General features: G+C 46.3%; 21 protein-coding genes. 11 read left to right on the top strand and 10 right to left on the bottom strand.

All coding sequences use genetic code 11. From position 1 onward, the window contains the following. The first annotated feature begins 204 nt into the window (after nt 1-204). The 3 genes from mnmG (at nt 205) to ACT7WV_RS14665 (ending at nt 4,478) form a co-directional block, all read left to right on the top strand. Nucleotides 205-2,118, top strand: coding sequence for a tRNA uridine-5-carboxymethylaminomethyl(34) synthesis enzyme MnmG (gene mnmG, locus ACT7WV_RS14675; protein ID WP_445103592.1), 1,914 nt, complete (start codon nt 205-207; stop codon nt 2,116-2,118). 249 nt (nt 2,119-2,367) lie between these two features. After that, entirely contained in the window at nt 2,368-3,579 is a 1,212-nt protein-coding gene (locus ACT7WV_RS14670) for a hypothetical protein (protein WP_445103591.1), read from the top strand. A 320-nt stretch (nt 3,580-3,899) separates the two neighbouring features. Beyond that, a complete protein-coding gene (locus tag ACT7WV_RS14665) occupies nt 3,900-4,478 on the top strand; it encodes a TIGR04376 family protein (protein WP_445103590.1) in 579 nt (192 codons plus the stop codon). A 91-nt stretch (nt 4,479-4,569) separates the two neighbouring features. On the opposite strand, the gene ACT7WV_RS14660 is transcribed toward ACT7WV_RS14665, so the two are convergent. Then, nucleotides 4,570-4,914: a hypothetical protein gene (locus ACT7WV_RS14660; RefSeq protein WP_445103589.1), complete on the bottom strand. Its 345-nt coding sequence runs from the start codon at nt 4,912-4,914 to the stop codon at nt 4,570-4,572. Between the two features lie 113 nt (nt 4,915-5,027). After that, nucleotides 5,028-6,032: a phosphoribulokinase gene (locus ACT7WV_RS14655; protein ID WP_445103588.1), complete on the bottom strand. Its 1,005-nt coding sequence runs from the start codon at nt 6,030-6,032 to the stop codon at nt 5,028-5,030. A 554-nt stretch (nt 6,033-6,586) separates the two neighbouring features. Between ACT7WV_RS14655 and petH the strand changes: the two genes are divergently transcribed. Together petH and ftsH2 are read left to right on the top strand one after the other, a co-directional pair. Continuing rightward, a complete protein-coding gene (gene petH / locus ACT7WV_RS14650) occupies nt 6,587-7,804 on the top strand; it encodes a ferredoxin--NADP reductase (RefSeq protein ID WP_445103587.1) in 1,218 nt (405 codons plus the stop codon). A 392-nt stretch (nt 7,805-8,196) separates the two neighbouring features. Next, nucleotides 8,197-10,083 (top strand): ATP-dependent zinc metalloprotease FtsH2, encoded by a 1,887-nt coding sequence (gene ftsH2, locus ACT7WV_RS14645; RefSeq protein ID WP_445103586.1) that lies wholly within the window; start codon nt 8,197-8,199, stop codon nt 10,081-10,083. A 201-nt stretch (nt 10,084-10,284) separates the two neighbouring features. On the opposite strand, the gene ACT7WV_RS14640 is transcribed toward ftsH2, so the two are convergent. The 4 genes from ACT7WV_RS14640 to ACT7WV_RS14625 form a co-directional block, all read right to left on the bottom strand. After that, nucleotides 10,285-11,076, bottom strand: a complete 792-nt coding sequence (locus ACT7WV_RS14640; RefSeq protein WP_445103585.1) for an SAM hydrolase/SAM-dependent halogenase family protein — start codon at nt 11,074-11,076, stop codon at nt 10,285-10,287. 87 nt (nt 11,077-11,163) lie between these two features. Then, nucleotides 11,164-13,635: an ATP-dependent Clp protease ATP-binding subunit gene (locus ACT7WV_RS14635; protein WP_445103584.1), complete on the bottom strand. Its 2,472-nt coding sequence runs from the start codon at nt 13,633-13,635 to the stop codon at nt 11,164-11,166. A gap of 171 nt (nt 13,636-13,806) precedes the next feature. Further along, on the bottom strand, nt 13,807-14,517 hold the full coding sequence (rimI, locus tag ACT7WV_RS14630; RefSeq protein ID WP_445103583.1) for a ribosomal protein S18-alanine N-acetyltransferase: 711 nt from the start codon (nt 14,515-14,517) through the stop codon (nt 13,807-13,809). Between the two features lie 278 nt (nt 14,518-14,795). Next, entirely contained in the window at nt 14,796-16,043 is a 1,248-nt protein-coding gene (locus ACT7WV_RS14625) for an RNA-guided endonuclease InsQ/TnpB family protein (RefSeq protein WP_445103582.1), read from the bottom strand. 61 nt (nt 16,044-16,104) lie between these two features. On the opposite strand from ACT7WV_RS14625, the gene tnpA reads away from it, so the two are divergent. The 5 genes from tnpA (at nt 16,105) to ACT7WV_RS14600 (ending at nt 19,976) form a co-directional block, all read left to right on the top strand. Then, nucleotides 16,105-16,509 carry an IS200/IS605 family transposase gene (gene tnpA / locus ACT7WV_RS14620; RefSeq protein WP_445103581.1) on the top strand — a complete coding sequence of 135 codons (405 nt, stop codon included), beginning with the start codon at nt 16,105-16,107 and terminating at the stop codon, nt 16,507-16,509. Nucleotides 16,510-16,703: 194 nt separating this feature from the next. Beyond that, entirely contained in the window at nt 16,704-18,110 is a 1,407-nt protein-coding gene (gene lysA / locus ACT7WV_RS14615; protein WP_445103580.1) for a diaminopimelate decarboxylase, read from the top strand. Continuing rightward, nucleotides 18,111-18,233, top strand: a complete 123-nt coding sequence (locus tag ACT7WV_RS14610) for a hypothetical protein (protein ID WP_445103579.1) — start codon at nt 18,111-18,113, stop codon at nt 18,231-18,233. 67 nt (nt 18,234-18,300) lie between these two features. Then, nucleotides 18,301-19,224 (top strand): diadenylate cyclase CdaA, encoded by a 924-nt coding sequence (gene cdaA, locus ACT7WV_RS14605; protein WP_445103578.1) that lies wholly within the window; start codon nt 18,301-18,303, stop codon nt 19,222-19,224. Continuing rightward, complete coding sequence (locus ACT7WV_RS14600) at nt 19,221-19,976, top strand: isoprenyl transferase (protein ID WP_445103577.1); 756 nt, start codon at nt 19,221-19,223, stop codon at nt 19,974-19,976. The genes cdaA and ACT7WV_RS14600 overlap by 4 nt, the downstream gene beginning before the upstream one ends. Before the next feature lie 71 nt (nt 19,977-20,047). On the opposite strand, the gene ACT7WV_RS14595 is transcribed toward ACT7WV_RS14600, so the two are convergent. The 4 genes from ACT7WV_RS14595 to ACT7WV_RS14580 form a co-directional block, all read right to left on the bottom strand. Continuing rightward, the gene (locus ACT7WV_RS14595; protein ID WP_463424259.1) at nt 20,048-20,320 is read right to left on the bottom strand and encodes a DUF3143 domain-containing protein; all 273 of its coding nucleotides are present in this window, start codon (nt 20,318-20,320) and stop codon (nt 20,048-20,050) included. A 103-nt stretch (nt 20,321-20,423) separates the two neighbouring features. Next, the gene (locus ACT7WV_RS14590) at nt 20,424-21,065 is read right to left on the bottom strand and encodes a J domain-containing protein (RefSeq protein WP_445103575.1); all 642 of its coding nucleotides are present in this window, start codon (nt 21,063-21,065) and stop codon (nt 20,424-20,426) included. 119 nt (nt 21,066-21,184) lie between these two features. After that, nucleotides 21,185-22,531 carry an O-antigen ligase family protein gene (locus ACT7WV_RS14585; protein ID WP_445103574.1) on the bottom strand — a complete coding sequence of 449 codons (1,347 nt, stop codon included), beginning with the start codon at nt 22,529-22,531 and terminating at the stop codon, nt 21,185-21,187. Nucleotides 22,532-22,558: 27 nt separating this feature from the next. Then, nucleotides 22,559-23,401, bottom strand: a complete 843-nt coding sequence (locus ACT7WV_RS14580) for a YaaW family protein (RefSeq protein ID WP_445103573.1) — start codon at nt 23,399-23,401, stop codon at nt 22,559-22,561. Between the two features lie 81 nt (nt 23,402-23,482). Here ACT7WV_RS14580 and ACT7WV_RS14575 point away from each other — a divergent pair, with 81 nt between their 5' ends. Further along, complete coding sequence (locus ACT7WV_RS14575; RefSeq protein WP_445103572.1) at nt 23,483-24,559, top strand: NAD(P)/FAD-dependent oxidoreductase; 1,077 nt, start codon at nt 23,483-23,485, stop codon at nt 24,557-24,559. Nucleotides 24,560-24,620: the final 61 nt, after the last annotated feature.

The following is a 24,620-nucleotide window of genomic DNA, read 5'->3' as shown; positions in this document are numbered from 1 at the left end:
CTTGTCGGCATTATGACCTTTGTTGGATGGATCTCGGTAGTATTATCAGTTTTTTTTAGTCATATGACTAAGTTTTTTTTGTTTTAACCAGTTCTTAATTAACTTCTACCAAGCTACAAAAAAGTTAGAGATTCAAAACTAACGCAGATCTGGATAGGCAACCGCTAAAATTAAGCATGAGTCCTTGCTGCTCAGACGCTTACCATGACCCTACATTCCTCAGTAGAATTTCAAGACGCTTTTGATGTAATTGTTGTAGGGGCAGGTCACGCCGGATGTGAAGCCGCCCTGGCAGCAGCACGTCTTGGCTGTCGCACCTTATTACTGACCCTTAATCTAGACAAAATTGCTTGGCAACCCTGCAACCCAGCGGTGGGAGCACCAGCGAAGTCTCAGTTAACCCACGAAGTGGACGCTTTAGGTGGGGAAATTGGCAAAATGGCTGACCGCACCTATCTGCAAAAACGGGTACTCAACTGCTCACGAGGGCCAGCAGTCTGGGCATTGCGGGCACAGACCGATAAGCGTGAATACGCTGCTGTGATGAAGGTAATTGTCGAAAACCAGGAAAACCTCACCGTCCGTGAAAGCATGGTCACCGATTTGGTGCTGGGTGCTAATCAAGAGGTTACTGGTGTACAAACTTACTTCGGCGTGGCATTTCAGGCTCCGGCAGTAGTGCTGACTACCGGGACCTTTCTTGGTGGACGCATCTGGGTGGGTGACAAGTCTATGGCAGCAGGACGCGCTGGTGAATTTGCTGCTTTCGGTTTAACGGAAACCCTGAACCGTCTTGGTTTTGAAACCGGGCGACTTAAGACGGGAACACCGGCACGAGTAGACAAGCGCTCAGTGGACTATAGCAAGATGGAACCCCAGCCGGGGGACGAGGAAGTACGTTGGTTCAGCTTTGACCCCGAAGTTTGGCTAGAACGGGAACAAATGAACTGCTACCTCACCCGTACAACAGCAGAGACTCATCGCTTAATTCGGGAAAATCTCCACCTTTCCCCTGTATATGGCGGTTGGGTCGATGCCAAAGGTCCACGCTATTGCCCCAGTATCGAAGATAAGATTGTTCGCTTTGCCGATAAAGAAAGCCACCAGATTTTTATTGAACCAGAGGGACGGGAAATTCCAGAACTTTACATCCAAGGATTTTCCACTGGGTTACCGGAAGCATTACAACTACAGATGTTGCGTACCATTACTGGATTGGAAAATTGCAGTATGCTGCGTCCTGCCTATGCTGTTGAGTATGATTACTTGCCAGCAACCCAATGCTACCCGACTCTGATGACTAAGAACATTGAAGGGCTCTTTTGTGCTGGGCAAATTAATGGCACTACAGGCTACGAAGAAGCAGCAGCACAAGGCATTGTGGCAGGGATTAATGCCACTCGCTATGGGCGGCATCAAGAAATGGTAGTCTTTCCCCGCGAGGAGAGCTACATAGGCACCTTGATTGATGACTTGTGTAACAAAGAACTGCGGGAGCCTTACCGGATGCTGACAAGCCGCTCAGAGTATCGCCTCCTACTGCGTTCTGATAATGCCGATAGACGCCTAACACCCCTGGGAAGAGAACTCGGTCTCATTGACCAGCGCAGGTGGGAACTATTTCAGCAAAAGCAAGCTAACATTGCAGCAGAAAAAGAGCGACTGCAAAACTTCCGAGTGAAGGAAAATGAAACATTGGGACAAGCGATCACTACTGATACTCAGCAAAAGATCAAAGGCTCAATTACCCTAGCTAACTTGCTGCGACGCCCCGGCTTCCATTACATCAATCTCGACCACTATGGATTAGGAAATCCCCAGCTCAACCAAGAGGAACGAGAAGGGGCGGAAATTGACGTCAAATACGCTGGCTATCTCCAGCGTCAGCAAAATCAAATTGATCAGGTAGCCAAGCAAGCACACCGACAATTACCAGCAGATTTGAATTACGCAGCTATTGAAACTCTCTCTAAGGAATCTCGCGAAAAGCTCACAAAAGTAAAACCCCTGACAATTGGTCAAGCTTCCCGAATTGGTGGCGTTAACCCAGCCGATATTAATGCTTTGCTAGTTTATCTAGAAGTGCGATCGCGCATGGCTTCAGCAATTTCTCCTTAGGCTTAATTACCCTCTTATCGGATCTCCCTACATGGGATAATCAGACGATAATTGACAAAAGAGTTTAGGTTCCCTAGTTCTTGCTAAGGTATCATTTCCTGTTAAAGAAGCCGTTAGCTAAGGCGTCTTCCCTCCACGTTAGAGAATGTTGTCCCAAAATCAGTAATTTCGCTGTTAATCTAATCAAGAGGCAATGCCTTCGAGCATGTTGTTAGTTATGTAGTATGTAGCCGCGAGAGTGAGCAATCCATGTCTCAGGACGTCAGCACTAAAAAAGGGGCTAGAGAGCACTTGAATGTTCCTTCTTCCATCAAGCCCTGGTCGGCGGAGTCCGATGCCGATACCTTAATGGATGATCTATTTTCGGACATTGACCGGGTTTTAGAGGGTGGTAGCACCCTGCCAACAGAGCTAGTCAAGCCAGAATATGTCGCCCTAAAGTCGATTGTGATTCCGAAAATCACCAGACCACCTGCGGTAATACCACCGCAGGAACTATCACAACGACCAAGTAATCAGCCAAGAGAGTCTGCGCTCGCTAAGCCCTTAGAGACGGCTATACAGGACACAGCCAGCTCTGATCAGACTAAGCGGTCGGCTTGGTCTGTTGAAAAATTTTTATTGGGTACTGGTTTTATTGCTGTGGTAGTGGCAATTGCCCTCTTACTACTCACTAAGCAGGGAAAGCTAACTTGGTCATGGTTACTCAATTTAGTAAATTCATCATCATCACTGGAAAATCGCCAGCTCTCAGCATCTGATCACCAGTTTGTCGAATATATGCAGCGATCGCTGGAAATAATCGACAGCAAGAGACAAACTAACCAAGCAACTAAGACAGCAGTTGTCTCTGGTACCAACCCAGATTCACAACAAGCCTTGGCTTCTGCTAACAGTCCCGTCGCCCTAAAGCAAGCACCAACAGTCCTGGAAAGAGTCTACTACCCTGTTTATCAGCCCCAGAGACCCTCAGCCCCTAGAATCCCCTCGGCGGTAGCAAGACCTCCAGCCCCAGCACCTTCCGTGGTAGCAAGACCTCCAGCCCCAGCACCCTCAGCGGTGGTAGCAAGACCTCCAGCCCCAGCACCCTCCGTGGCAGCAAGACCTCCAGCCCCAGCACCCTCCGTGGCAGCAAAACCTCCAGTCCCAGCACCTTCCGTGGTAGTACAGCCGCCCCCTGCACAAACTGCTCCTCAAGAGGTAACACCAGCACCAGAAGTGGTAGAAAATTCTCCCACTCAGCCATCACCAACACCGATAGCCAAGCATACTTTGGTCGGATTGGTGGAATTGGGAGCTAACTCTGCTGCCTTGTTTGATCTGGATGGCATCACCCAGAGAGTTTATGTCGGTGAAGCAATCGGTGCTAGTGGCTGGACTCTAGTCTCTGTGGCTAATGATGAAGCTGTGATCCGACGTAATGGAGAAGTCCGCTCAATTTACGCTGGTCAACAGTTCTAAAAAAAGATTGTTAATTGAGCTTCTAAACCAGTATCTGAGCTTGTAGTGTCTATCTTCCCTTGAGGGGAAGTAGTCAAGCGCACCACTAGCCCAAGAATCACCTTGTCTTTAGAAAGCTGAGTGTCAATGAGCGAAGCATCCAGACCAACCAGTGACGGCGAAAAAACAGGTTGTGTATAGTTGTAGTTGTCATAAGCAGTGAAAGTAGCTATCTGTGATTAGTGCCTCTGTTACCCCTTAGAGGTGATTAAGGGGTGTACTTATGGTTGAGAGATAATCCTGGTAAGTTGTTTTAATGTCTGAGCTTAGGAGTTTCTATAGTGAGCTTATTTGATGATCTCAATCGGTTTCTAGAAAACCGCCTAGAGGAATTTATCCGTAATAATCCTCACCTAGAGTTACAGGCATTAGAAGAACAGCTCCGAGAGCAGGAAAAAGATACACTGCGTCTAACGGCAGACTTACAACTAGAGGAAAAGCGTTTACAGCAGCAGATTCTCAATATTGCTCAAGACATCCAGCTTTGGCATGAGCGAGTTGAGAAGGCAAAGTCTCACGGCAGAGACGACTTGGCAAAAGCTGCTCAGGAACGAGAAGCTTCTTTGCTGCGTCAAGGGAACCAAATCTGGGGACAGATGGAAGGGGTCAAACAAAGAATTACAAAGTCTAAAGAATTACTGCTTCAAATTCAAAAACGTCGCCAAGAAGTGCAAACAAAAGCAGCAGAGGCAAAAGCTGCTCGTGCTAATTATCAGGCTCAGTCGCGCTGGGAGACATCTAGTTGGAGTCAGAGTAGCAATCCTAACCTCTACAGTGGTTCAGACCCCCTAGAAGAAAAATTTAAACGCTGGGAGACCGATGAAGAACTCGAACGAATGAAGCGGAACCTGGATCGTTAGAGTGTCGAGTTCTCGGCTTCTTATGTTTGAGCAATTGTTAGTTTTGAGTCTGCAACTCTAACCTGCCAAGAGTACTATTGGCTGATTTTATCTAGCCACTCCTGTCATTATCCTTAACTTTTGGCTCAGGACGACGGATAGTGAAGGATATTGAACTTTGGGTCTTCAGCATCGACTGTGATGAAGATTGATGAAGATTTTTCCAATTGGGTGGATTTGTTAAGCCTCTGGTGCTGAGTATCTTTACTTGATCGGTATCAGGTTTGGTTGGCTGCTCTCCCCAAGACCAATCAGTAGACTTGTCATAGTTGGAAGCGATCGCTAACAAGGCTCCGCTCAAAATAAACACCGGTAGTGGCAAAGTGAAATCTCTTATCCATTGATAAAGTTCCACTATTCCAAACAAAACTAGAAAGCTGATCATCCAAACTCTCATAACTCTCTTCCCAGTGGCTCTAAATGTAAGGCTTACCCTTACAAAATAAAGCGCAAGAGCCAAATTTGGCATCTCGCGCAGCACGGAATAATTAAACTTAAAGGCACAAGAGATTATACTGAGGCTGTCACTTTGGTTTCCTGAGAATTCAGACGCTCGTAAGTCTCCCGCATTTTCAAGCCAACTAGAACCTGGAACAAGCCAGAGCCGTTGTTGGAACCAGGATAATCCGGGTGCTTGAGCATTAGCTCAGTCATCTCACCATAGAACTTGGTCGAGGTATTGCTCAGATGACTTTCGATGTAAATCATCTCCTCTAGATTGTCAAACTGACCGTCTACTTCTAGAACCGAAACCTCGTTACCCATGTAGGCGTCTGGTCCATAGAACATCTTGAGACCAGGGTAGGCACAAGTCAGCTTACGACCACAGGGCCGCCAGTCGATAGTTGACCCTTCATCGAACAGATAAACAGGGGTGAAATATTCCATGCCATCTTTCTGAATCAGGCGTACCCGCAGGATCTTACTTTCCTTGTCATCCTTGAGCAACTCCGTGGGCAGGATCTGAATAACTACGTCAGCGTATTGCTTCTGTGGCTCGATGTAAGCATCAAAGTCTGGGCGTCTGGCATTGATAGAAGCGAGGATATCTTCATAACGGTGTCCCCGTTCTGCCATATCTCGCTGAATTTTCCAGTTGATTTTGACCTGATCATCAATGTCTAGGTAAACTCCAAAGTCTACCAGTGAGCGCACTCGCTCATCATAGAGCGGGTGAAGCCCCTCAATCACTACGATTTTATTAGACTCAATCCGCTCTGGGGGGTCGAGTTCACCAGTTTCATGGTTATAAATCGGCTTATCGATCGCCTGACCATTCTTGAGCGCTTTGACTTGCTCATACATCAGGTCAAAGTTATTTGCTTTGGGGTTAAGCGCAGTAACTCCCTGTTGTTTACGCTGTTTTCTATCAAGACTGTGATAGTCATCTAGGCAGATGACTGTCATCAGTTCCTCGCCAAACAGATCTATCAAGCGGCGCAGAAACGTGGATTTACCACATCCAGAGTCTCCAGCAACACCAATTACTACCACACGGTTGAGCTGAGCGGTCATATCTTCCCTCTAACGCAAAACATATTTTTATAATGAGTTTTCAGCAAGTAAAATCCTTGCCCTGAGGTCAATCCCCCTGTTTACGGTTTGGCTTGACGAGACATTACGAAGGCACAATGTATCAAGTAAATTCCCCCAGGGAAGACTCAAGTAAGGCACGGCGTAAGTATTTAGTACTAGCTGCTGAAAGTGAATTTTACCAAAAGGGGATCTCACCCTACAAGGCTCATTCCGAGGAGCATTGTCTTCAACCATACCTATGCTAAGGTTTGTTGGACATTTTAGCTAAAGAAAATATGAAAATGACTCTACATTGACAGTTTTGCCTAAATGACTGGTTAAGCTGGTAATAGAAATGCTGCGGTGGACTTCCCCTGAGCAAACTTAAAACAGGGCTGGCATAGCCTTGGCTGTATCGCGAAATTAGTACTTTGAAATTAGTGCTTTATTGAGCTCTGAATTAGCCTATCCATAAGCTAGAAGTGTAGTCTGCTTGACTGTGGAGGGCAAATTCCAGCAGAATACAGCCACTTCTGTCAGGAGATATTGAAGCCATGTACAGTCCTAGCGTAGCTGCTAATTCCGCCAATCCTACGGAATTTGGGAGTCGCATGTTTGTTTACGAAGTGGTAGGTCTCGGTCAGGGTGGGGACACTGACAAGATAAACTACCCGATTCGTCAAAGTGGCAGTGTGTTTATCACAGTGCCTTACGGTCGCATGAACCAAGAAATGCAACGAATTACTCGTATGGGTGGCAAAATTGTCAGCATTCAGCCAGTAACTGCTGACAATGGAGCGCAGGTCACAGCTAAATCTCAAGCTGAACCACAGCAAACCAAGTCAGAAAATCAAGGCAAACCTATGACTCAAGCGCAAGAAAAGAAAGCAAAGGCTGATATTCCAGTAAATATATACCGACCCAAAAACCCCTTCATTGGTAAGTGTATAGGAAACGAAGAGTTAGTTCGTGAGGGTGGAATTGGCACTTGCCGTCACTTAACCTTTGATATATCCGCTGGGGATTTGCGATACCTCGAAGGTCAAAGCATTGGTATTATTCCACCAGGCGAAGATGACCAAGGTAAACCTCACAAGCTGAGATTGTACTCTATTGCTTCCACCCGCCATGGTGACCTGATAGATGACAAAACAGTCTCACTTTGTGTTAGACAACTTGAATACAAGCACCCAGAAACAGGCGAAGCAGTTCAGGGCGTTTGCTCCACCCACTTGTGCAATCTTGAGGTGGGAGCAGATGTGGCAATCACTGGACCAGTGGGTAAGGAAATGCTCTTACCCGAAAATCCAGAAGCTAACGTGATCATGATGGCAACTGGTACAGGAATTGCACCATTCCGCGCTTATCTGTGGCGGATGTTCAAGGAACAACACGAAGACTATCAGTTCAAAGGTTTAGCTTGGTTGATCTTCGGTGTTGCTACAACTCCCAACGTTCTCTACAAGCAAGAACTAGAAGAGTTGCAGGAGCAGTTCCCAGATAACTTCCGCTTAACCTACGCAATCAGCCGTGAGCAGAAGAATTCAGAAGGCGGCAAAATGTACATCCAACATCGGGTGGCTGAGCAGGCTGATGAATTGTGGAATCTGATCCAACAAGAAAAAACCCACACCTACATCTGTGGTCTCAAAGGGATGGAAGATGGTATTGATGCCGCCCTCACAGATGCCGCTGGTAAGCAAGGGGTCACCTGGTCTGATTATCAAAAAAGCCTGAAGAAGGCTCATCGCTGGCATGTGGAGACCTACTAGGTTAGTTTTACTTCCCAGTTGACAGTCACTAGTAATTTTATCTAGCTTGAAGCGGCGCGCCTGCATTTCCTAGCTCGAAGCCAGGAGGACAGGCGCGCTAAGGGTTTTTAGATTCTTTTTGCTGATAGCAGCTAAAATTACTCAGCTTAACTCTCGTCGATTACCAGAGAATAAAAACACTGTCAAGATACTGTGAAAACCTTAGCAAAGTGGCACAAAACGTAATTTCGCTAGTTGTGGGTTGCTCGGAGAATGAGAATTAAGTTAAATTTAATGAAGTTGAAGTAAATTTTTCTGTTCATTCAAGTTTTTTAAGCTGGTTTTGGTGGTTTCTAATGTTCACCTAGGGCTGACACCAGCATTTAAGACGGATATCTAGAGGTTAATAAAAAATGAAAGTTTCTTGGAGAGTAATATTACTCTGGACATTACCTGCCCTGGTGATTGGGTTTTTCTTATGGCAAGGTGCGTTTTCTACCGCTGCTAGCGATATGGGTAGAAACACCGCGAACACGAGGATGACCTATGGTCGTTTCTTGGAATACTTAGATGCTGGCCGAGTTACTAGTGTTGACCTCTACGATGCCGGTAGAACAGCCATTGTAGAAGCTGTGGATCCGGAACTTGATAACCGATCACAGCGGCTACGAGTAGACTTACCAGGGAATGCTCCTGAGTTAGTTGCCAAGCTAAGAGAATCTGACATCACGATTGACGCACATCCAGCTCGGAACGATGGTGCAATTTGGGGACTTTTGGGTAATTTAATTTTTCCCATCCTCTTGATTGCTGGGCTGTTTTTCCTGTTCCGTCGTTCTAGCAACATCGGTGGCGGCCCTGGTCAAGCAATGAACTTCGGCAAGTCTAAAGCAAGGTTCCAGATGGAAGCAAAAACTGGAATTGTCTTCGATGATGTAGCAGGAATTGAAGAAGCGAAAGAAGAACTTCAAGAAGTTGTCACCTTCCTCAAGCAACCAGAACGCTTCACAGCCGTAGGCGCACGCATTCCTAAAGGTGTTTTGTTAGTTGGTCCTCCTGGTACAGGTAAAACACTCTTGGCAAAGGCAATCGCAGGGGAAGCTGGAGTTCCCTTTTTTAGCATCTCCGGTTCTGAATTCGTAGAAATGTTCGTTGGTGTTGGTGCCTCGCGCGTTCGTGACTTATTCAAAAAAGCTAAGGAGAACGCTCCTTGTTTAATCTTTATTGATGAAATTGATGCCGTAGGTCGTCAACGTGGCGCAGGTATTGGCGGCGGTAACGATGAAAGGGAACAAACCCTCAATCAGTTGCTCACCGAAATGGATGGTTTTGAAGGAAATACCGGCATTATCATCATTGCAGCTACCAACCGACCAGATGTACTAGACTCAGCTCTACTGCGTCCTGGACGCTTTGACCGACAAGTGGTTGTCGATGCTCCTGATCTTAAAGGTCGCATGGGTATTTTAAACGTCCACGCACGCAACAAAAAGCTGGCTCCTGAAATCTCCATAGAAGCGATCGCACGGCGTACTCCTGGATTTACTGGTGCGGATTTAGCTAACTTGCTTAATGAAGCGGCAATTCTCACTGCTAGACGACGCAAAGAAGCCATCACCATGGCAGAAATTAATGATGCTGTTGACCGCGTAGTTGCGGGGATGGAAGGCACCCCACTAGTAGACAGCAAGAGTAAGCGCTTAATCGCTTACCACGAAGTCGGACACGCGATTATTGGTACTCTCGTCAAAGACCATGACCCAGTCCAGAAAGTCACCTTGATTCCTCGTGGTCAAGCTCAGGGTTTGACCTGGTTTACCCCCAGCGAAGAACAAGGATTGATTACCAGAGCTCAGCTTCTAGCTAGGATTACCGGAGCTTTGGGAGGCAGAGCCGCAGAGGAAGAAGTTTTCGGTGATGCTGAAGTTACGACTGGTGCTGGTGGTGATTTGCAACAGTTGACCTCGATTGCAAGGCAGATGGTAACCCGCTATGGAATGAGTGATCTGGGTTCCCTGTCCTTGGAAGGTCAAGGCGGAGAAGTATTTCTCGGTGCCGGTTTAACCTCAAGAGCAGAGTACTCAGAAGAGGTTGCTTCTAGGATTGATGAACAAGTACACCTAATTGTTGATCATTGCCATGACGACGCGCGGCGACTGATCCGAGAAAATCGCGTTGTCATTGATCGATTGGTAGATTTGTTGATTGAGAAGGAAACAATTGACGGTGAAGAGTTCCGTCAGATTGTAGCTGAGTATACGAATGTCCCTGAGAAGGAGCAGTACGTACCTCAGCTTTAATCTAGAAAGTTAACACAGTAAGAGTAAGAGAAAGGGACGGCTTCTATACCGTCCCTTTTTTTTGCTCAATTCTAATCTGGGTCAATTCCTCTTGCTCTCAACATTTCTGCTAGCCTTTGGGCACATTCATCACCTGTTAGCAAAATGGTAGCTTTTGGGGATTAATGCGCTCGCCCTTTAGGGCCGCGAGGCTTTGCCCAATTACCCAATACGCGTCACTACCTGATTAACACGCGGCTTACCAAACCGTCTCCAAGCATTGCCACCTCGCAAAAATAACTCCATCCAACGCACAGACTGACTACCCGCAGCCGCAGGCCAACCAGAACTTCCTGGTGCAAAAGCTAGAGTTCCTTGGGAAACCTGAAAACTACCATCTGAGTAAACAGCATCACTCACCACATCCCCAATCCGAATTACTACCTTAGTTTCTGGTTCTAGATTCACGCTTGAGGCAGGAATTGTCGTTTTAATATTGCCGTAGCCATCAATCCAGGCAACGCGATCTAGAGGAAAGTCGGGGATTTGTTGAGCTTTCAAAGCTTCTCCTACCAGACTGAAGTCTCCTTGAGCGATCGCAGCCGCAGCAGTAGGAAACACATCCCGAGAGCGAAACTGTGAACCTCCCCGCGAGACATTAACAATATGCAACGCCTGTGAGTGATTTTTTAAAAAAGATAATGTGTAACCTGCATTGACACCGACTACTTTTACCCCATTGGGCAACAAAGCATAAGTTAATCCCTCACCTTCATTATCTGACCTAGCTGTTTTATCATCCTGTCGAGGAGCACAATTGTGATAAATTAGGCGTTCTTCCGGGCCGGGATTAAGTCCTAGTTGAGCAATCCAGAAACCGGTGGCCAAGGTACTAAATGGCGGAACTGAGAGTAAGTGAATTTGTGATAATGGCAAAGCCATCATCAAACGCTGCGCTACTTCAGCAAAAGCTGGGTCACCAGTTCCGTAGTCTGCGATTAAAGAGATAAACATCGGGTGTTGCTGATTAGGTGGCAAAAAAAATACGGTAGAGACGCTTTGAGTTCTCTACCGTTCAATTAACTATTGATGATCAAAAAGCTAATTCTCAGCGGCTTGAGGTAATAACTCCCGATCTTCACCAGGGGTTACTTTCACATTGCCGTTTTCGTCAACATCAACTATTGCTGTATCCCCATCTGTAGTACGACCAGAGAGGATTTCCTCAGCCAGGACATCTTCCAACAACCGCATAATTGCCCGACGTAAGGGACGTGCGCCATAGCTAGGGTTGTAACCCTCTTCCACCAGCCGTTCTCTGAACCGATCGGTGACTTCGAGGGTGATTCCCTTCTCGGTAAGGCGTCCGAAAACCTCTTTGAGTAGGATTTCGGCAATTTCCTTGACCTCGTCTTTCGTCAGTTGACGGAAGACAATGATTTCATCTAAGCGATTGAGGAACTCTGGACGGAAATATTGTTTGAGTTCTTCATTAACCAGCGAACGAATGCGATTGTACTGAGATTCAGCAACATCTTCACTGAACTCAAAGCCAATACCGCCGCCACCTTTTTCAATCACCTTAGAACCAATGTTTGAGGTCATGATCAGCAGCGTGTTCTTAAAGTCTACTGTCCTACCCTTGGCATCAGTGAGACGACCATCTTCTAGAATTTGCAGCAGCATGTTGAAGACGTCAGGGTGAGCTTTTTCGATTTCATCGAAGAGCACCACTGTGTAAGGACGACGCCTAACTGCTTCTGTCAGTTGACCGCCTTCGTTGTAGCCGACGTATCCTGGAGGCGAACCAATCAGTTTACTGACGGTGTGGCGCTCCATATACTCCGACATATCTAAGCGAATCATCGCTTCTTCTGAACCGAAGAAGTAAGTTGCTAAAGACTTCGCTAGTTCCGTCTTACCAACACCTGTAGGACCAGAGAAGATGAAGCTAGCAATCGGACGGTTGGGGTTCTTTAAACCTACTCTTGCCCGACGAATAGCGCGGGAAACTGCCTTAACAGCTTCCTCTTGACCAATCAATCGCTGGTGCAAAGTGTCTTCCATATGCAGCAGCTTTTCTGACTCGGATTCGGTGAGTTTGTTCACCGGTACACCAGTCCAGGAAGCCACGATATGAGCGATATCTTCCTCATCTACTTGCGGTGAGGCATCTTCGCTAGTGCCTTCTGTCTTTTTAGTTTGAGCTAGAGTGCGAATTTCCGCTTTGATTTCCATTTCGCGATCGCGAAGTTCTCCTGCCCGATCAAAGTCTTGGGAGCGGACTGCATCGTCTTTCTCTTTAAGAACTTGACGCAATTCCTTATCTAACTCCTTGGCTGCGGGTGGTAGCTGTGAGTTGAGCAGGCGGACACGACTTCCGGCTTCGTCGATCAGGTCGATTGCTTTATCTGGTAGGTAGCGATCGGAGATATAACGATCAGAAAGCTTGGCTGCTGCTTCTAGGGCAGCGTCCAAGATTTTCAGTTTGTGGTGTTGTTCATAGCGCTCGCGCAAACCGAAGAGAATCTCAATTGTCTCGTCTACGGAGGGTTCACCTACCATCACTGGCTGGAAACGACGTTCTAGCGCAGCATCCCGTTCAATATGCTTGCGGTACTCATCCAGCGTGGTTGCACCAATGCACTGTAGTTCACCCCGCGCCAAAGCTGGTTTAAGAATATTAGCAGCATCAATAGCACCTTCGGCAGCACCAGCACCAATTAGGGTGTGAACCTCGTCAATTACCAGAATGACGTTTCCGGCCTGACGAATTTCGTCCATGATTTTTTTCAGCCGCTCTTCAAATTCACCCCGGTACTTAGTGCCGGCAACTAGCAAACCAATATCAAGGGTAACAACCCGTTTCTCTTCTAAGATGTCTGGAATATCATTGTTGGCGATTCTTTGGGCCAAGCCTTCAGCGATCGCCGTTTTACCAACTCCAGGTTCTCCAATCAACACAGGGTTGTTTTTGGTGCGGCGTCCCAGAATTTGAATTACCCGCTCAATTTCTTTAGCTCTTCCTACTACTGGATCTAGCTTGCCTTCAGCCGCCATTACTGTCAGATTCGAGCCGAATTCATCTAGTGTTGGCGTCTTGGTACGACCTTGAGAAGCGCCCGCTGTAACTTCCGCCGTCTCACCGAGCATCCGGATCACTTGCGTTCTTACCTTGGAGAGGTCTACGCCCAGGTTTTCTAGAACTCTGGCTGCGACCCCCTCCCCTTCCCTAATTAACCCAAGAAGCAAGTGTTCGGTGCCAATATAGTTATGCCCTAGCTGGCGAGCTTCTTCTAGTGATAGCTCTAGAACTCTCTTCGCTCTGGGGGTAAAAGGAATTTCTACCGCAACGAATCCAGAACCCCTGCCAATAATTTTTTCTACTTCTATCCGAGCGTCTTTCAGGTTGACACCCATCGATTTAAGGACTTTGGCAGCGACGCCAGTGCCTTCTCCGATTAGACCCAGGAGGATTTGCTCCGTGCCGACAAAGTTGTGCCCCAGGCGACGTGCCTCTTCCTGGGCCAGCATGATTACTTTAATGGCTTTTTCTGTAAAGCGTTCAAACATGGCGTATTCCCATCACCTGTTGCGTGCCCGTGTAGGCTGATTCTAGCATAGGGTAATCCTCCGGTTGTCTGTTTAAACCCAACCGGAGACGCTACTTTTGGTCTGGATATCCCTACCTGCGAGGTAAGACTTTTTTGATTACAGCGATCAAAGACCAGTGAGAGTGTACCCCTAATCTTGGTGAGCTTCAGCCCTGCTGTCTAGGCGTAACTTCCAGTCCCAACTAGCAAGCTGTGGGACTAAGATACGATAAAAGTTGGTGAGCATCTCCTCAAATTCAGGAGTTTGCAAACCACCGCGCCAAAGAACCAGGGCATCTTCCCCTGTGTCCTTATAATATTTTAGGCGTCGTCCAGCTTCAGTGAAACCAAACTTGTGGTATAGAGACAAAGCTACTTGATTAGATGGCTTCACCTCCAGGGTTGCCCGCTCTAGTTGATGGTTTCTAGCCTCCCGTAGTAGAGCATACAGCAATAACCTACCCAAACCACGACGTCGGTAGTCTGGATGTACCGCCAAAATCGTGATGTGTGCCTCTTCTAAAATTGACCAGAAACAACCCAAACCCAACAGGGGGCGAGGTGAGGGGGTATGACCCAGGGCTTGAGAATTTATTTTTGAAAGATTATCTTCTTTGTCCAAGGCTGTTAAAGTTTTCCTGCTCTTTACCTCAAGCGCCTCATCTTCTCTTTGATCTGGTGCTGAGGAAAATGGAGGAAATTCACTCGGAAGCGCTTCTAAAGCCAGCAATTTACTATTAGGGCTATCTAGCTCCCGCTCGTAACCGGAGAAAGTCCAGAGACCTCCAAAACACAGCTTATCCAGTTCTACTGCGGCGCTCAAATGCTCCGCTGATAGAGACTTAAGTTCCAATAAATTCATCGATTAATTTACAATAAGTAAGCCCTAGCTTCCAGGAATAATCGCAGTAATCGAACGCACACAAGTCACATTTACATATCACTGATTAGCGCGGCTGGTTTTGCCTAAAACAGTTTGGTCAAGAAAACCATAATTTCTCTCCAAGAGCCAACAGAGAGTAGACAGAAGTGGCAGTCACTCTACCAAGTTGCTCGAAGTCAACGTGGTTAACTGAAGGCTGACCATCATCGGTGCCAAAAATACTTAAGAGTTAGACTACTATGAACTACGTACAGCCGCTATTGCTGAGCTGTACGTTTCTGACGCTTCACTTGAGCAACTTGCTTAAAGCTTCCGCAATCAACAGAGGTGGACTCATCTACGCCTGAAGAGGACAGTTCCTGCCCCCTTGCATATTGAAGCATAACCATTGCTGCCGCGATATCACGATCACATTGATAGTTGCATTTTTCGCAATGATGTACTCGTTCTGCTAATGTTTTCTTTCTTTGATGACCGCAATTGGGACAGGTTTGAGAAGGCTTAACTTTTTGAGTAGGAACCTCAATATAAAAACCTCCAGCCTCGGAGACTTTATACTTGATTAAATCTTTGAGGTTCCCAATACCAACATCAAGCAAAGACCGATTAAGTCCTGATTTTTGCCGCCTTCTTTTACTTCCTGCTTTTGCCTTGCGAGTCATCCCTTTAAGATTGAGCTTTTCCGTCGCTACCAGGCTATTACCGCTTGCTATTTGTGTAGAGACTTTGTGTTGCCAATCTTGTCTTTGTCTTGCTACCTTAGCCTGTATTTTGGCTATAGCTTTATTTGTCTTCTTCCAACGTCGTGAAGCCTTAACTTTCTTTTTGAAGTTAGGTGAACGCTTGCGGCGACTAGTCTTGGCTATCTTGTTGATTTTTGCTTGAGCTACTTTAACAAATCGAGGGTTGTTTACCAAACCACCATTAGAATCAGCAATAGCATGATGAGTCCCGAAGTCCAAACCGATAGCTCCAGTACCTGTTTGATATCTTGTCGGAACACAATCAACAGTGATTGAAGCGTACCACTTGCCTTGTTTAAACAGGATTGTGCAAGTTTTTGGTGTACCCCAATCTCTTGCTTGACCACGCATTTTGAGCTTGCCAAGGTTAGATATTTTTAGATAACCATTTTTGCCATTGGTACAGGCACTCCACCCTGACTTACAAGGATAAGTCCAGCCTTTATAACGACGACTAGCTTTAAACCTTGGATATCCTGACTTGAGCTTAAAAAACCTCCGGAAAGCGAAATCAACACGTTTAACGGTATCTTGCAATGCGTGACTACCAAGCTCTTTGTACTCTATCCAACACTTCTTAAATTCAGGCAAACAATCCTGTTGGTCGTAGTAACCAACCGACTTATTGAACCTTTGATAAGAAGTTCTACGATGCTCAACACAAGCATTGTATAAAGCACAGTGAAGCTGGCGCCAAGAATGCATCTTATTAGCTACTTCTTTTGTGGGATAAAGTCTAAAAGTAATGCGCTTAGTCGCCATCGCCTTGCTTGACTTGTCTGGTATGCTGACGAGTGTAGTTTAACGGGTACACCCTGTCAAGATGCAGGCCAGGAAAGGCTCTCATAGTATCTTTAGTGTGCGACTACACTTTGTGTTTGTCACTCACTATCGACGTAAAGTACTTACCGCAAAAATGCTTGACCGTTTGCAAGAGATGGTCAAGCAAGTGGCAAATAAAATGTTCTGCGAATTAATCGAGTTTAATGGGGAACCTGATCATGTACATATTTTGTTGGACTTCCATCCTAAAAACTCAATCTCTGCTGTTGCTGGCAGTCTAAAAAGTTCCACGGCAAGGATGCTCAAGAAAGAATTTCCCGAAGAGGTACAACAACATTACTGGGGTAAAGTTTCCTTTTGGTCTAATTCTTATTATGTTGCCTCCTGTGGAGGTGCGCCTATTGAAACTCTCAAAAAATATATCCAGAATCAACAGAGCCCCTGACGCGCTATCCTTCCCCATTCCGCTTCGCTGAGAATGGGGACTGCCGCGCTAATTGTTCAAATTTCTTCTGGGAAATCTAGCTCAACCTCCGTCTCGGTCTCGACAAAGGGTAGTTAATAGTGAAGATATTGAGTTGGTTGATAGCCCTCAATTGTACACTGGCTGTAAAGCCAACCTGAAATAATACTTACATTATGCTATCAACTCACCCTACCGATGTTCAAAACTCCGGACTTCGGTATCTCTCCTCTTCTAGCATTTCCCCTGACCAACGCTCTCCCAATCAAGAACTGCTACCTCTGACAGCTAAAGCCAACAGTCGCGACTCTCTAGAAATTGGCGGCTGTGATGTAAAAACACTAGTAGAGCAATTTGGCTCACCCCTTTACATTGTTGATGAAGTAACCCTCAGAACTGCCTGTCGCCAGTACCGTGATGCCTTAACTCACTATTACCAGGGCGAGAGCTTAGTACTCTATGCTTCCAAAGCCTGGAGTTGTTTAGCAGTTTGTGCCATCGTCCATGCTGAGGGTCTGGGTGTAGATGTTGTCTCTGGTGGTGAACTCTACACAGCTTTACATAGTGGAGTTAGTACTGACAAAATCTATTTCCATGGAAATAATAAATCCAACGCCGAACTTGATTTAGCAATTGAGGTTGGCTGCACCATTGTGGTAGATAACTGGCTAGAGTTAAACACCCTAGCTACTCTTGCTGAGGAGCGAGAAGGTATTCGGATTATGCTCCGGCTGACTCCGGGTATCGAGTGTCACACTCACGAGTACATTCGCACGGGTCACCTTGATAGTAAATTTGGCTTTGACCCCAATGTCTTAGAAGATGTCTTTGCCTTGATCAGCAAACATCCAAAACTCAATTGCATTGGTTTACATGCCCACATTGGCTCCCAGATTTTTGAGAGCCAACCTCACAAAGATCTAGCCGGTGTCCTAGTAGATTTCCTCAGTAAAGCCTCGCAATACAACTTACCAATTCAAGAACTAAATGTTGGCGGGGGCTTAGGTATTTGTTACACAGAATCAGACGATCCTCCCAGTATTGACCAATGGGTGAAGGGAGTATGTGAAGCGGTGATTGCTGCCTGTGAACAACAAAAGCTACCTCTGCCTAAGTTGATGTGTGAGCCTGGGCGCTCATTAATTGGTTCAAGCTGTGTTACTGCTTATACCGTTGGTAGCCGTAAAGAAATACCGCAAATTCGTACTTATCTGGCAGTTGACGGCGGTATGTCGGACAACCCTCGCCCCATCACTTACCAATCAGAATATCGGGCGCTAGTTGCCAACCGAATGTCGGCTCCCTTGACAGAAACCCTAACCATTGCCGGGAAACACTGTGAATCTGGAGACATCCTACTCAAGGAAGCTCAGTTGCCCAAGTCTGAGCCAGGAGATATCTTAGTAGTTATGGGCACCGGTGCCTACAATTACAGTATGGCTTCTAATTACAATCGGCTGCCCCGACCAGCAGCTGTATTAGTAAAGGAAGGAGAAGCCGACTTGATAATTAGGCGGGAAACCTACCAGGATCTAATTCGCTTAGATCATCTACCTGTAGGACTCGCTTTAGCAGAAGATTAGATGTTAGCAATTAGCCTTTGCCAATCAGGCAAGCGGGGAGTTAGCGATTTGCCTAGTTACCAGGCGCGAAGGAAATTACCAGCAGTGCCCAGTAATCGCCAACAGCTAATAGCTGAGAGTTAATTGCAATGCTTCCGCTAAGATCAAGCCAGAGTCAAGCATCCCAATAGCTAACCTTTATTGAAGTTCAATGCCGCCTCCTTTGTCGGGTAAGCTTCCTGACTTTGGCTGGGCTCAATCCTTGTTGCTTCATAGCATCGATATCGGATTGGTTCTAGCCCTCACCTATATGGTGCTCCTGATCATAGGGGAGCGCCGAACGCTGTGGATGGTTCGGGGCTTAATTGTCCTGATGCTGGCGACAGCGGTGAGTAATAGATTAGGACTGCCACTTTTGAGCTTTGTGCTAGAAAAGTTGGTGGTTGGTTCTGCTGTGGCGATGGCTGTGATCTTCCAGTCAGAGTTTCGCCGGTTTCTCGAACAGATAGGACGGGGAGAGATTTTGCAACTGTTTGAAGCAAAAAGACGCCCACTTCCTAAATCAGACAGCGTTATTGATGAAATTGTCGATGCCGTCAAGGAATTATCTCAAAACCGAACCGGCGCTTTGATGATTATGGAAACTACCGGACCAATTGATGAGAAAGATGTTTCTGTACCGGGTGTTAAGCTCAATGCTGAAATCTCTAAAGAACTACTGCAAACCATTTTTCAAACAACAACACTGTTGCACGATGGAGCAGTACTAATTCGTGGCTCTCGTGTTGCTGCTGCCGGTGTGATTTTACCTCTTTCGGAACGTAAGGCATCGCGGCAGCTTGGTACGCGCCATCGGGCAGCCATGGGAATTACAGAGCGTGTCGAAAATTGTCTTTGTATTGTTGTATCTGAAGAAACTGGTTCAATTTCTTTGGCGGAAAGAGGAGTACTAAACCGACCATTAACCAGCAATCAACTCAAAGAATTGCTAGAAGCTCGATTTTCGACCGCTGTGGATCGTGAGGCAGTTACTCCAGATTTACGCAGCTTAGGTCGCAAAATCAAGTCTCAGGGAAGGGTGCTGGTTTCACGTCTACTCCGTCTGCCATCATCAACTTCTCAAACTAAAAAATGACTAGTATGCAAACTATTTTAAAAAAGTTACCAAGCGATCTAGATCAAGACCGCTTACCTAAACATGTGGCGGTGATCATGGATGGAAATGGTCGTTGGGCTAAAAGCCGAGGACTACCCCGAATTGTCGGTCACAGGCAGGGGGTAGAAGCGTTGAAAAATCTGCTGCGCTGCTGTGACGATTGGGGAATTAAGGCTCTTACAGCTTATGCTTTCTCTACAGAAAATTGGGGGCGTCCCCTTGAGGAGGTGGAGTTCTTGATGGCTTTGTTTGAGCGGGTATTAATGCGAGAACTCCGGGAGATGATGGCGGAAAATGTGCGTATTCAATTTGTGGGAAACTTGGTAGCATTGCCGCAATCACTCCAGTCGCAAATCCAGCGTTCAATGAACCAAACGAAGGAAAATAAAGGCATCCAATTTACTGTTGCCACCAACTACGGAGGACGCCAGGAAATTTTACAAGCGACTCGTGCGATCGCAACTCAAGTGCAGCAAGGTCAACTTCAGCCAGAGGAAATTGACGAAGCACTGTTCTCACGCCACCTCTACACCGCCAATGTATGCGATCCAGATTTACTGATCCGCACCAGTGGGGAAATGCGGCTGAGTAACTTCTTGCTGTGGCAAATGGCTTATGCTGAATTGTATATTACAGATACCTACTGGCCTGATTTTGACCGAACACAGTTTCATCAGGCTTTATCTTCCTACCAGCAGCGTGACCGTCGCTTTGGAAAAGTGAAAAAATAAATTGAAAAACTATAGACAAGTTCTCTAGGCTTTCTGGAATCAAATTCCTTAATTAACTTACTAACTTATAACTACGGACCCGAAAAAACTGCAGCTTCTATATCCTCACGACTCAGGGAGTATTTGAAAGACCGTTGAATATCCCGTTTACCTTCTCCCGCTTCAAGGTAGCAGACGGTTAGCTCTTCAATTTCCAGACAGATTTGTGCTTTCCAATTTTGTCGTTCAATACTCCAGCAGTGAGGCTCTTTACGGTCTTGTTCACATCCGTTATCCCGCAACCATTTCTCTATTTCATCGAGGGGGTGGTTATACAAAGGAGTATCAGCTGAAGGCATGATTATAGACATTGGGAAACCTTTTGAATTGAATTTTTTTTAGAGACCATAAATCGCGTTTTGAGTTTTAATTAGCTGAGTAATTAGTTCTCTAGACAATGACTCGGCACTACTTTTCACCAGAATCTGGTAAGTTGGGACTTGTCATTATTTTTGTTGAAGACAAGTGTTTTTCTGACAAGGGAGGAGACGCAGGCTCTACAGAAGGAGTCGTCAACGACCTCTGACTTTGCAGTTGGTGAGTTGACCATTGATTAGAGTCGAATTTAGAGACTTGAATGGCAGCTTCCCCTCGGGTTAGACCAATTACCACCGCCAAAAGTAAGCAAAGGAGGAAGGTTAACCCCAAAACAAACAGAGCGAAAATTTCACCCGCCGAGAGGGGACGGTCAGTAGGATCAAGATAAGCAGAAGCAGAGTATTTGATTGGTGAGCTGTTAGCCGGACTCTGAAAATCTGGTGGTGTTTGAATCACATTGAAGCGTGAATAGCCAATTTTTAAGTCATAGGCTGATCGCCGTTCTGGATTGCTAAGAGTGGCGTAGGCTTCGTTGAGCCGTTGAAACTTAGTAGTAGCGGTTTTAGCTGGTAGCTCAGTTGTATCAGGATGATAGCGCTTGCTCAGTTCCCGATAGGCACGCCGGATTTCTATCGGTGATGCAGAGGGGTGTAACCCCAATAGCGCATAATAACTATTTGGATCTAGTACGATCCGATCTTTGATTTTTTGTCTTGCCCACTTTTGAGCCACTTCAATTCTACCTTACCTCTGTATAAGGGGTTTACGCTTATTTTAAGGGAATACGCTACGAGTGAACTTAGAGAAACAAACTCCTAAAACCATTAATTAACCCCGAGACGCCTTTCTAATTAATCGACAGCTTTCTCAACGCCAAGTTCAACAGAGATTACTCGGTAATGCTCAACGATACCCCAAATCGCTGACAAGAGTATCCACCCCAGTATATTGACCCGAAAATCAAACACCGTCACATCGAGCAAGTTAAATAGTGTACAGCTACCGAAAGCCACCAGATAAACAACAATAATTAGCTTGTCCTGAGACCAATGCTCTCTCTCGGAAAGTGGTACAAAGGTCGAACTTCTGCTGACAATTCTGACAGCTTGAGCCATTACCCAACCAACCAAACCACAAAACAGCAATGTTGCTGGAATGCCCGTTTCAGAGGCCAACATTAGTAGCAGATTGTGGGGATGACCAAGCCAAATCTGCATTTTGGCTTCATAGAGAGGCGTAAAATTGCGTAATCCCCAACCCAACCAGGGGCGTTCTAGGGTCATCTTGCCAGCAAACTGCCACTGGGTTGTGCGCATCAAAGCCACGGGTCGATCGGGATATAACTGGTCAGAAAGTCGCATCCACAAGTAAGACGGGACAATACTACGTAACCAGCCACGCCCCAGTTGAGGCCCAAAAGATGCCCACAGAACAGATAAAGCCGCAGCACCAACTGCCGTTACCAGCCAGTGCCAGCCCAGATAAAGCGCCAAGACAAGGCAAGACAAAACAGCTATTCCCCAGCCATTGCGAGAACTGGTGAGGAAAAGAGCGATCGCATTACCAATAACCAAGATACTCAAAAAGCAGAATACCCAGCCTTGGGACTTGCTTGCTGTTTGCCGCCAAGTTTGAAATCTCTCAATCAGCAGCCCTAGCCCTAAGATCAAAGCAATTTGCAGATAAACCGCTAAGATGTTGGCATACATGAACACTGAAGCGATTCTCCCCGGAGGATTGCCGCCCTCTGTCAATATCCAACCAAAAACTGCTTGTAATTGCTCTGGGCTAGTCCAACTCAAAAACCGCTGACCCAAACCGAGAATTACTACTAGTAGCGAAGGAATAACGATAATCCAGGCTAATTGACGTAGCTGTGCTGGCGTCTGAATCAGAACGCTATAAGCTGCAAACAAGGCAAAGAAAGGGAGGAAATTCGCTAAGCCGAGAAAGGCTTCGGTGGGTTGAAAGGCAAAGCTGGCACTAATTACCAACCAGACGCTTAAAATAGCTAATCCTCGGTTCAGGGGAGAACGGATAATCGTGGGGTACTTTTGTTTCCCAGTAGCCAGCAAGGCAATAAGTAAGCCGACGCTTCCTAGGGCAGGCATCAAGGGGAAAATTAGCAGCCCTAATTGAGCGCAGTTCCAGGCACCCTGCAAGGGCGGTTCAGGATGCTGATGCTTTACCTTTAGCAACTAAAAACTAATAACTCACAACTAGTATTAAACTGGTTCCCAACATTCAGTACGAGTAAGACGAATTTGGGCTAAGGCAAAGATAGTAGGAATAATGCGACCATAATTGGTTGTGATCGCTCGCCAACCGATGTCAGCAAAAAAATAGCCCCACAGCACTGGCCCGACACAGGCAAATAAAGTCCTAGTAGCGCCATAACGGGCAGTATTCAGCGCCATGGCCTGCCGCGCCGTTTGCAGCGCTAGGTAGTTTTGAAACTGTGCCGCTGCGGCTGTACCACCTTGAACCACTGCTTCTTTAGCCACTTGATAGCGAGCAAAATGAAAGGCAAACTGACTAGCTATCTGTTTCATCAATATTGGTCTTAAGACCGAGCTAACCGCTAGTGCAGAACCACCTTTGAGGAGTAAACTCATGGGGTTGTGTTGTAGCTGCACAGGTAGCGGTTCAGCAAGATTAGACTGAGCAAGCGATCGCTGCACTCGGACAGTCAGAGATTTTTTTTCTGATGCTGGTAAACTCTTCCAAGCTCGACCCATTAAGTTGAGAAAAATCTCTGCTTCTAATTCTGTGGTTGTCAGCTTCCGAGAGTAAGCAATTTTCAGATAATGACAAACCTGAATCAGTGCTTGCCGATAGGTAAACTTGTCAGTACGTCCTCTGAGGACTGTCATGCCGTCTGCTGCCAAATATCGAAAACGTTGCTCCAAGGCATCCAGCCAAGCTTCATGATCTTGGCTCTGGATAGCGATCGGATCGGGTGTATTAACGTAATCTAGTGGGTTAAACCGGCGGCGGAAGAGAATTTCTGTCAACTGTTGTAATTCTTCTTCTGTAGCTAAATCTAATGCGGTTCTCAGCTCATCCAAAGTCTTTCCCTCTACAACCCTAGATTCGGTGCTGCCAACTATTCTACTTCTATCTAATCCAACTCAGAAGGAAAATCGCTTATGTTTGATGTTGCTATCATCGGTGCTGGTATGGCAGGCATTACCTGCGGACGACAACTGCACCAAGCTGGATACAAGGTGATCATCTTGGAAAAGTCCCGTGGTGTAGGAGGAAGATTGGCAACGCGACGCCTCCATGAAACCCTCGCAGATCATGGCGTACCTTACCTGGAGTCACAAGGCAATTTATCGCAACAATTGATTGAAACTTTGAGCAAGTGCGGCATCCTTCAAGTCTGGACTCAGAAGATTTACCAATCAAATAAAGAGGAAATACATCAAGTTTCTGAAAAAAATTGTTACATTGCCCCCCTAGGAATGACAGCAATAGCCAAATTTCTTGCCACTAATCTAGAAATTTGGTCAAATAAACGAGTCAAGGCAATGACACCTACCCAAGAAGGGACTTGGCATCTTGACTTAGACTCAAATAGTGATCAACCAGAGCAAGTAACTGCAAGAACCGTGGTTGTTGCTATTCCGGCACCACAAGCTTTAACGCTGTTAGAACCACTAGTAGCAATCGGAATTCCACGCCAATTTTTAGCTAATCTGCGCTCTGTTGAATTTGACCCTTGCCTCAGTGTAATCGCTGGTTACCCCACCCAGAAGCGGCAGGAATTAGAAAAGTTGCACCCAGCCTGGAAGTCTCTCAGATTACCCCAAAACCCTGATTTAAGCTGGATTGGCTTAGATAGTAGCAAGCGTCTCGACACTGCTCAACCAGTCTTTGTCTTACACAGTAGTGCCGAGTTTGCCAAAGATTATTTAGAGGCGACGGATTTACAAGCCGCTGGACGCCAACTGTTAGCCAGTGCCGCTGGATATCTTTTTCCCTGGTTGAATAATCCTCAATGGTTCCAAGTACACAGATGGCGCTATGCCTTTCCTCGCAGTCCCTTGGCAATAAACTACCTTGCTACTACTACACCCTTACCCTTAGTTTGTTGTGGCGATTGGTGTGGAGGTAATTTGATAGAAAGTGCTTTAACTTCTGGACTTGCTGCTGCTGCCGAAATTAATCAACAACTACAAAATTTGCCTCTGGCACAAGAGGGTTTTGGGAAGCTAATCTAGAAGGGCAAATAGTTAATTGAAAATGGTTAATTGAACTATATACGCCAGAATCTGACTTATA

The sequence above is a fragment of the Symploca atlantica LB2515 genome, assembly GCF_052546295.1.
The sequence above is the reverse complement of the archived record's forward strand: the minus strand, read 5'-3'. Positions and strand labels throughout refer to the sequence as shown.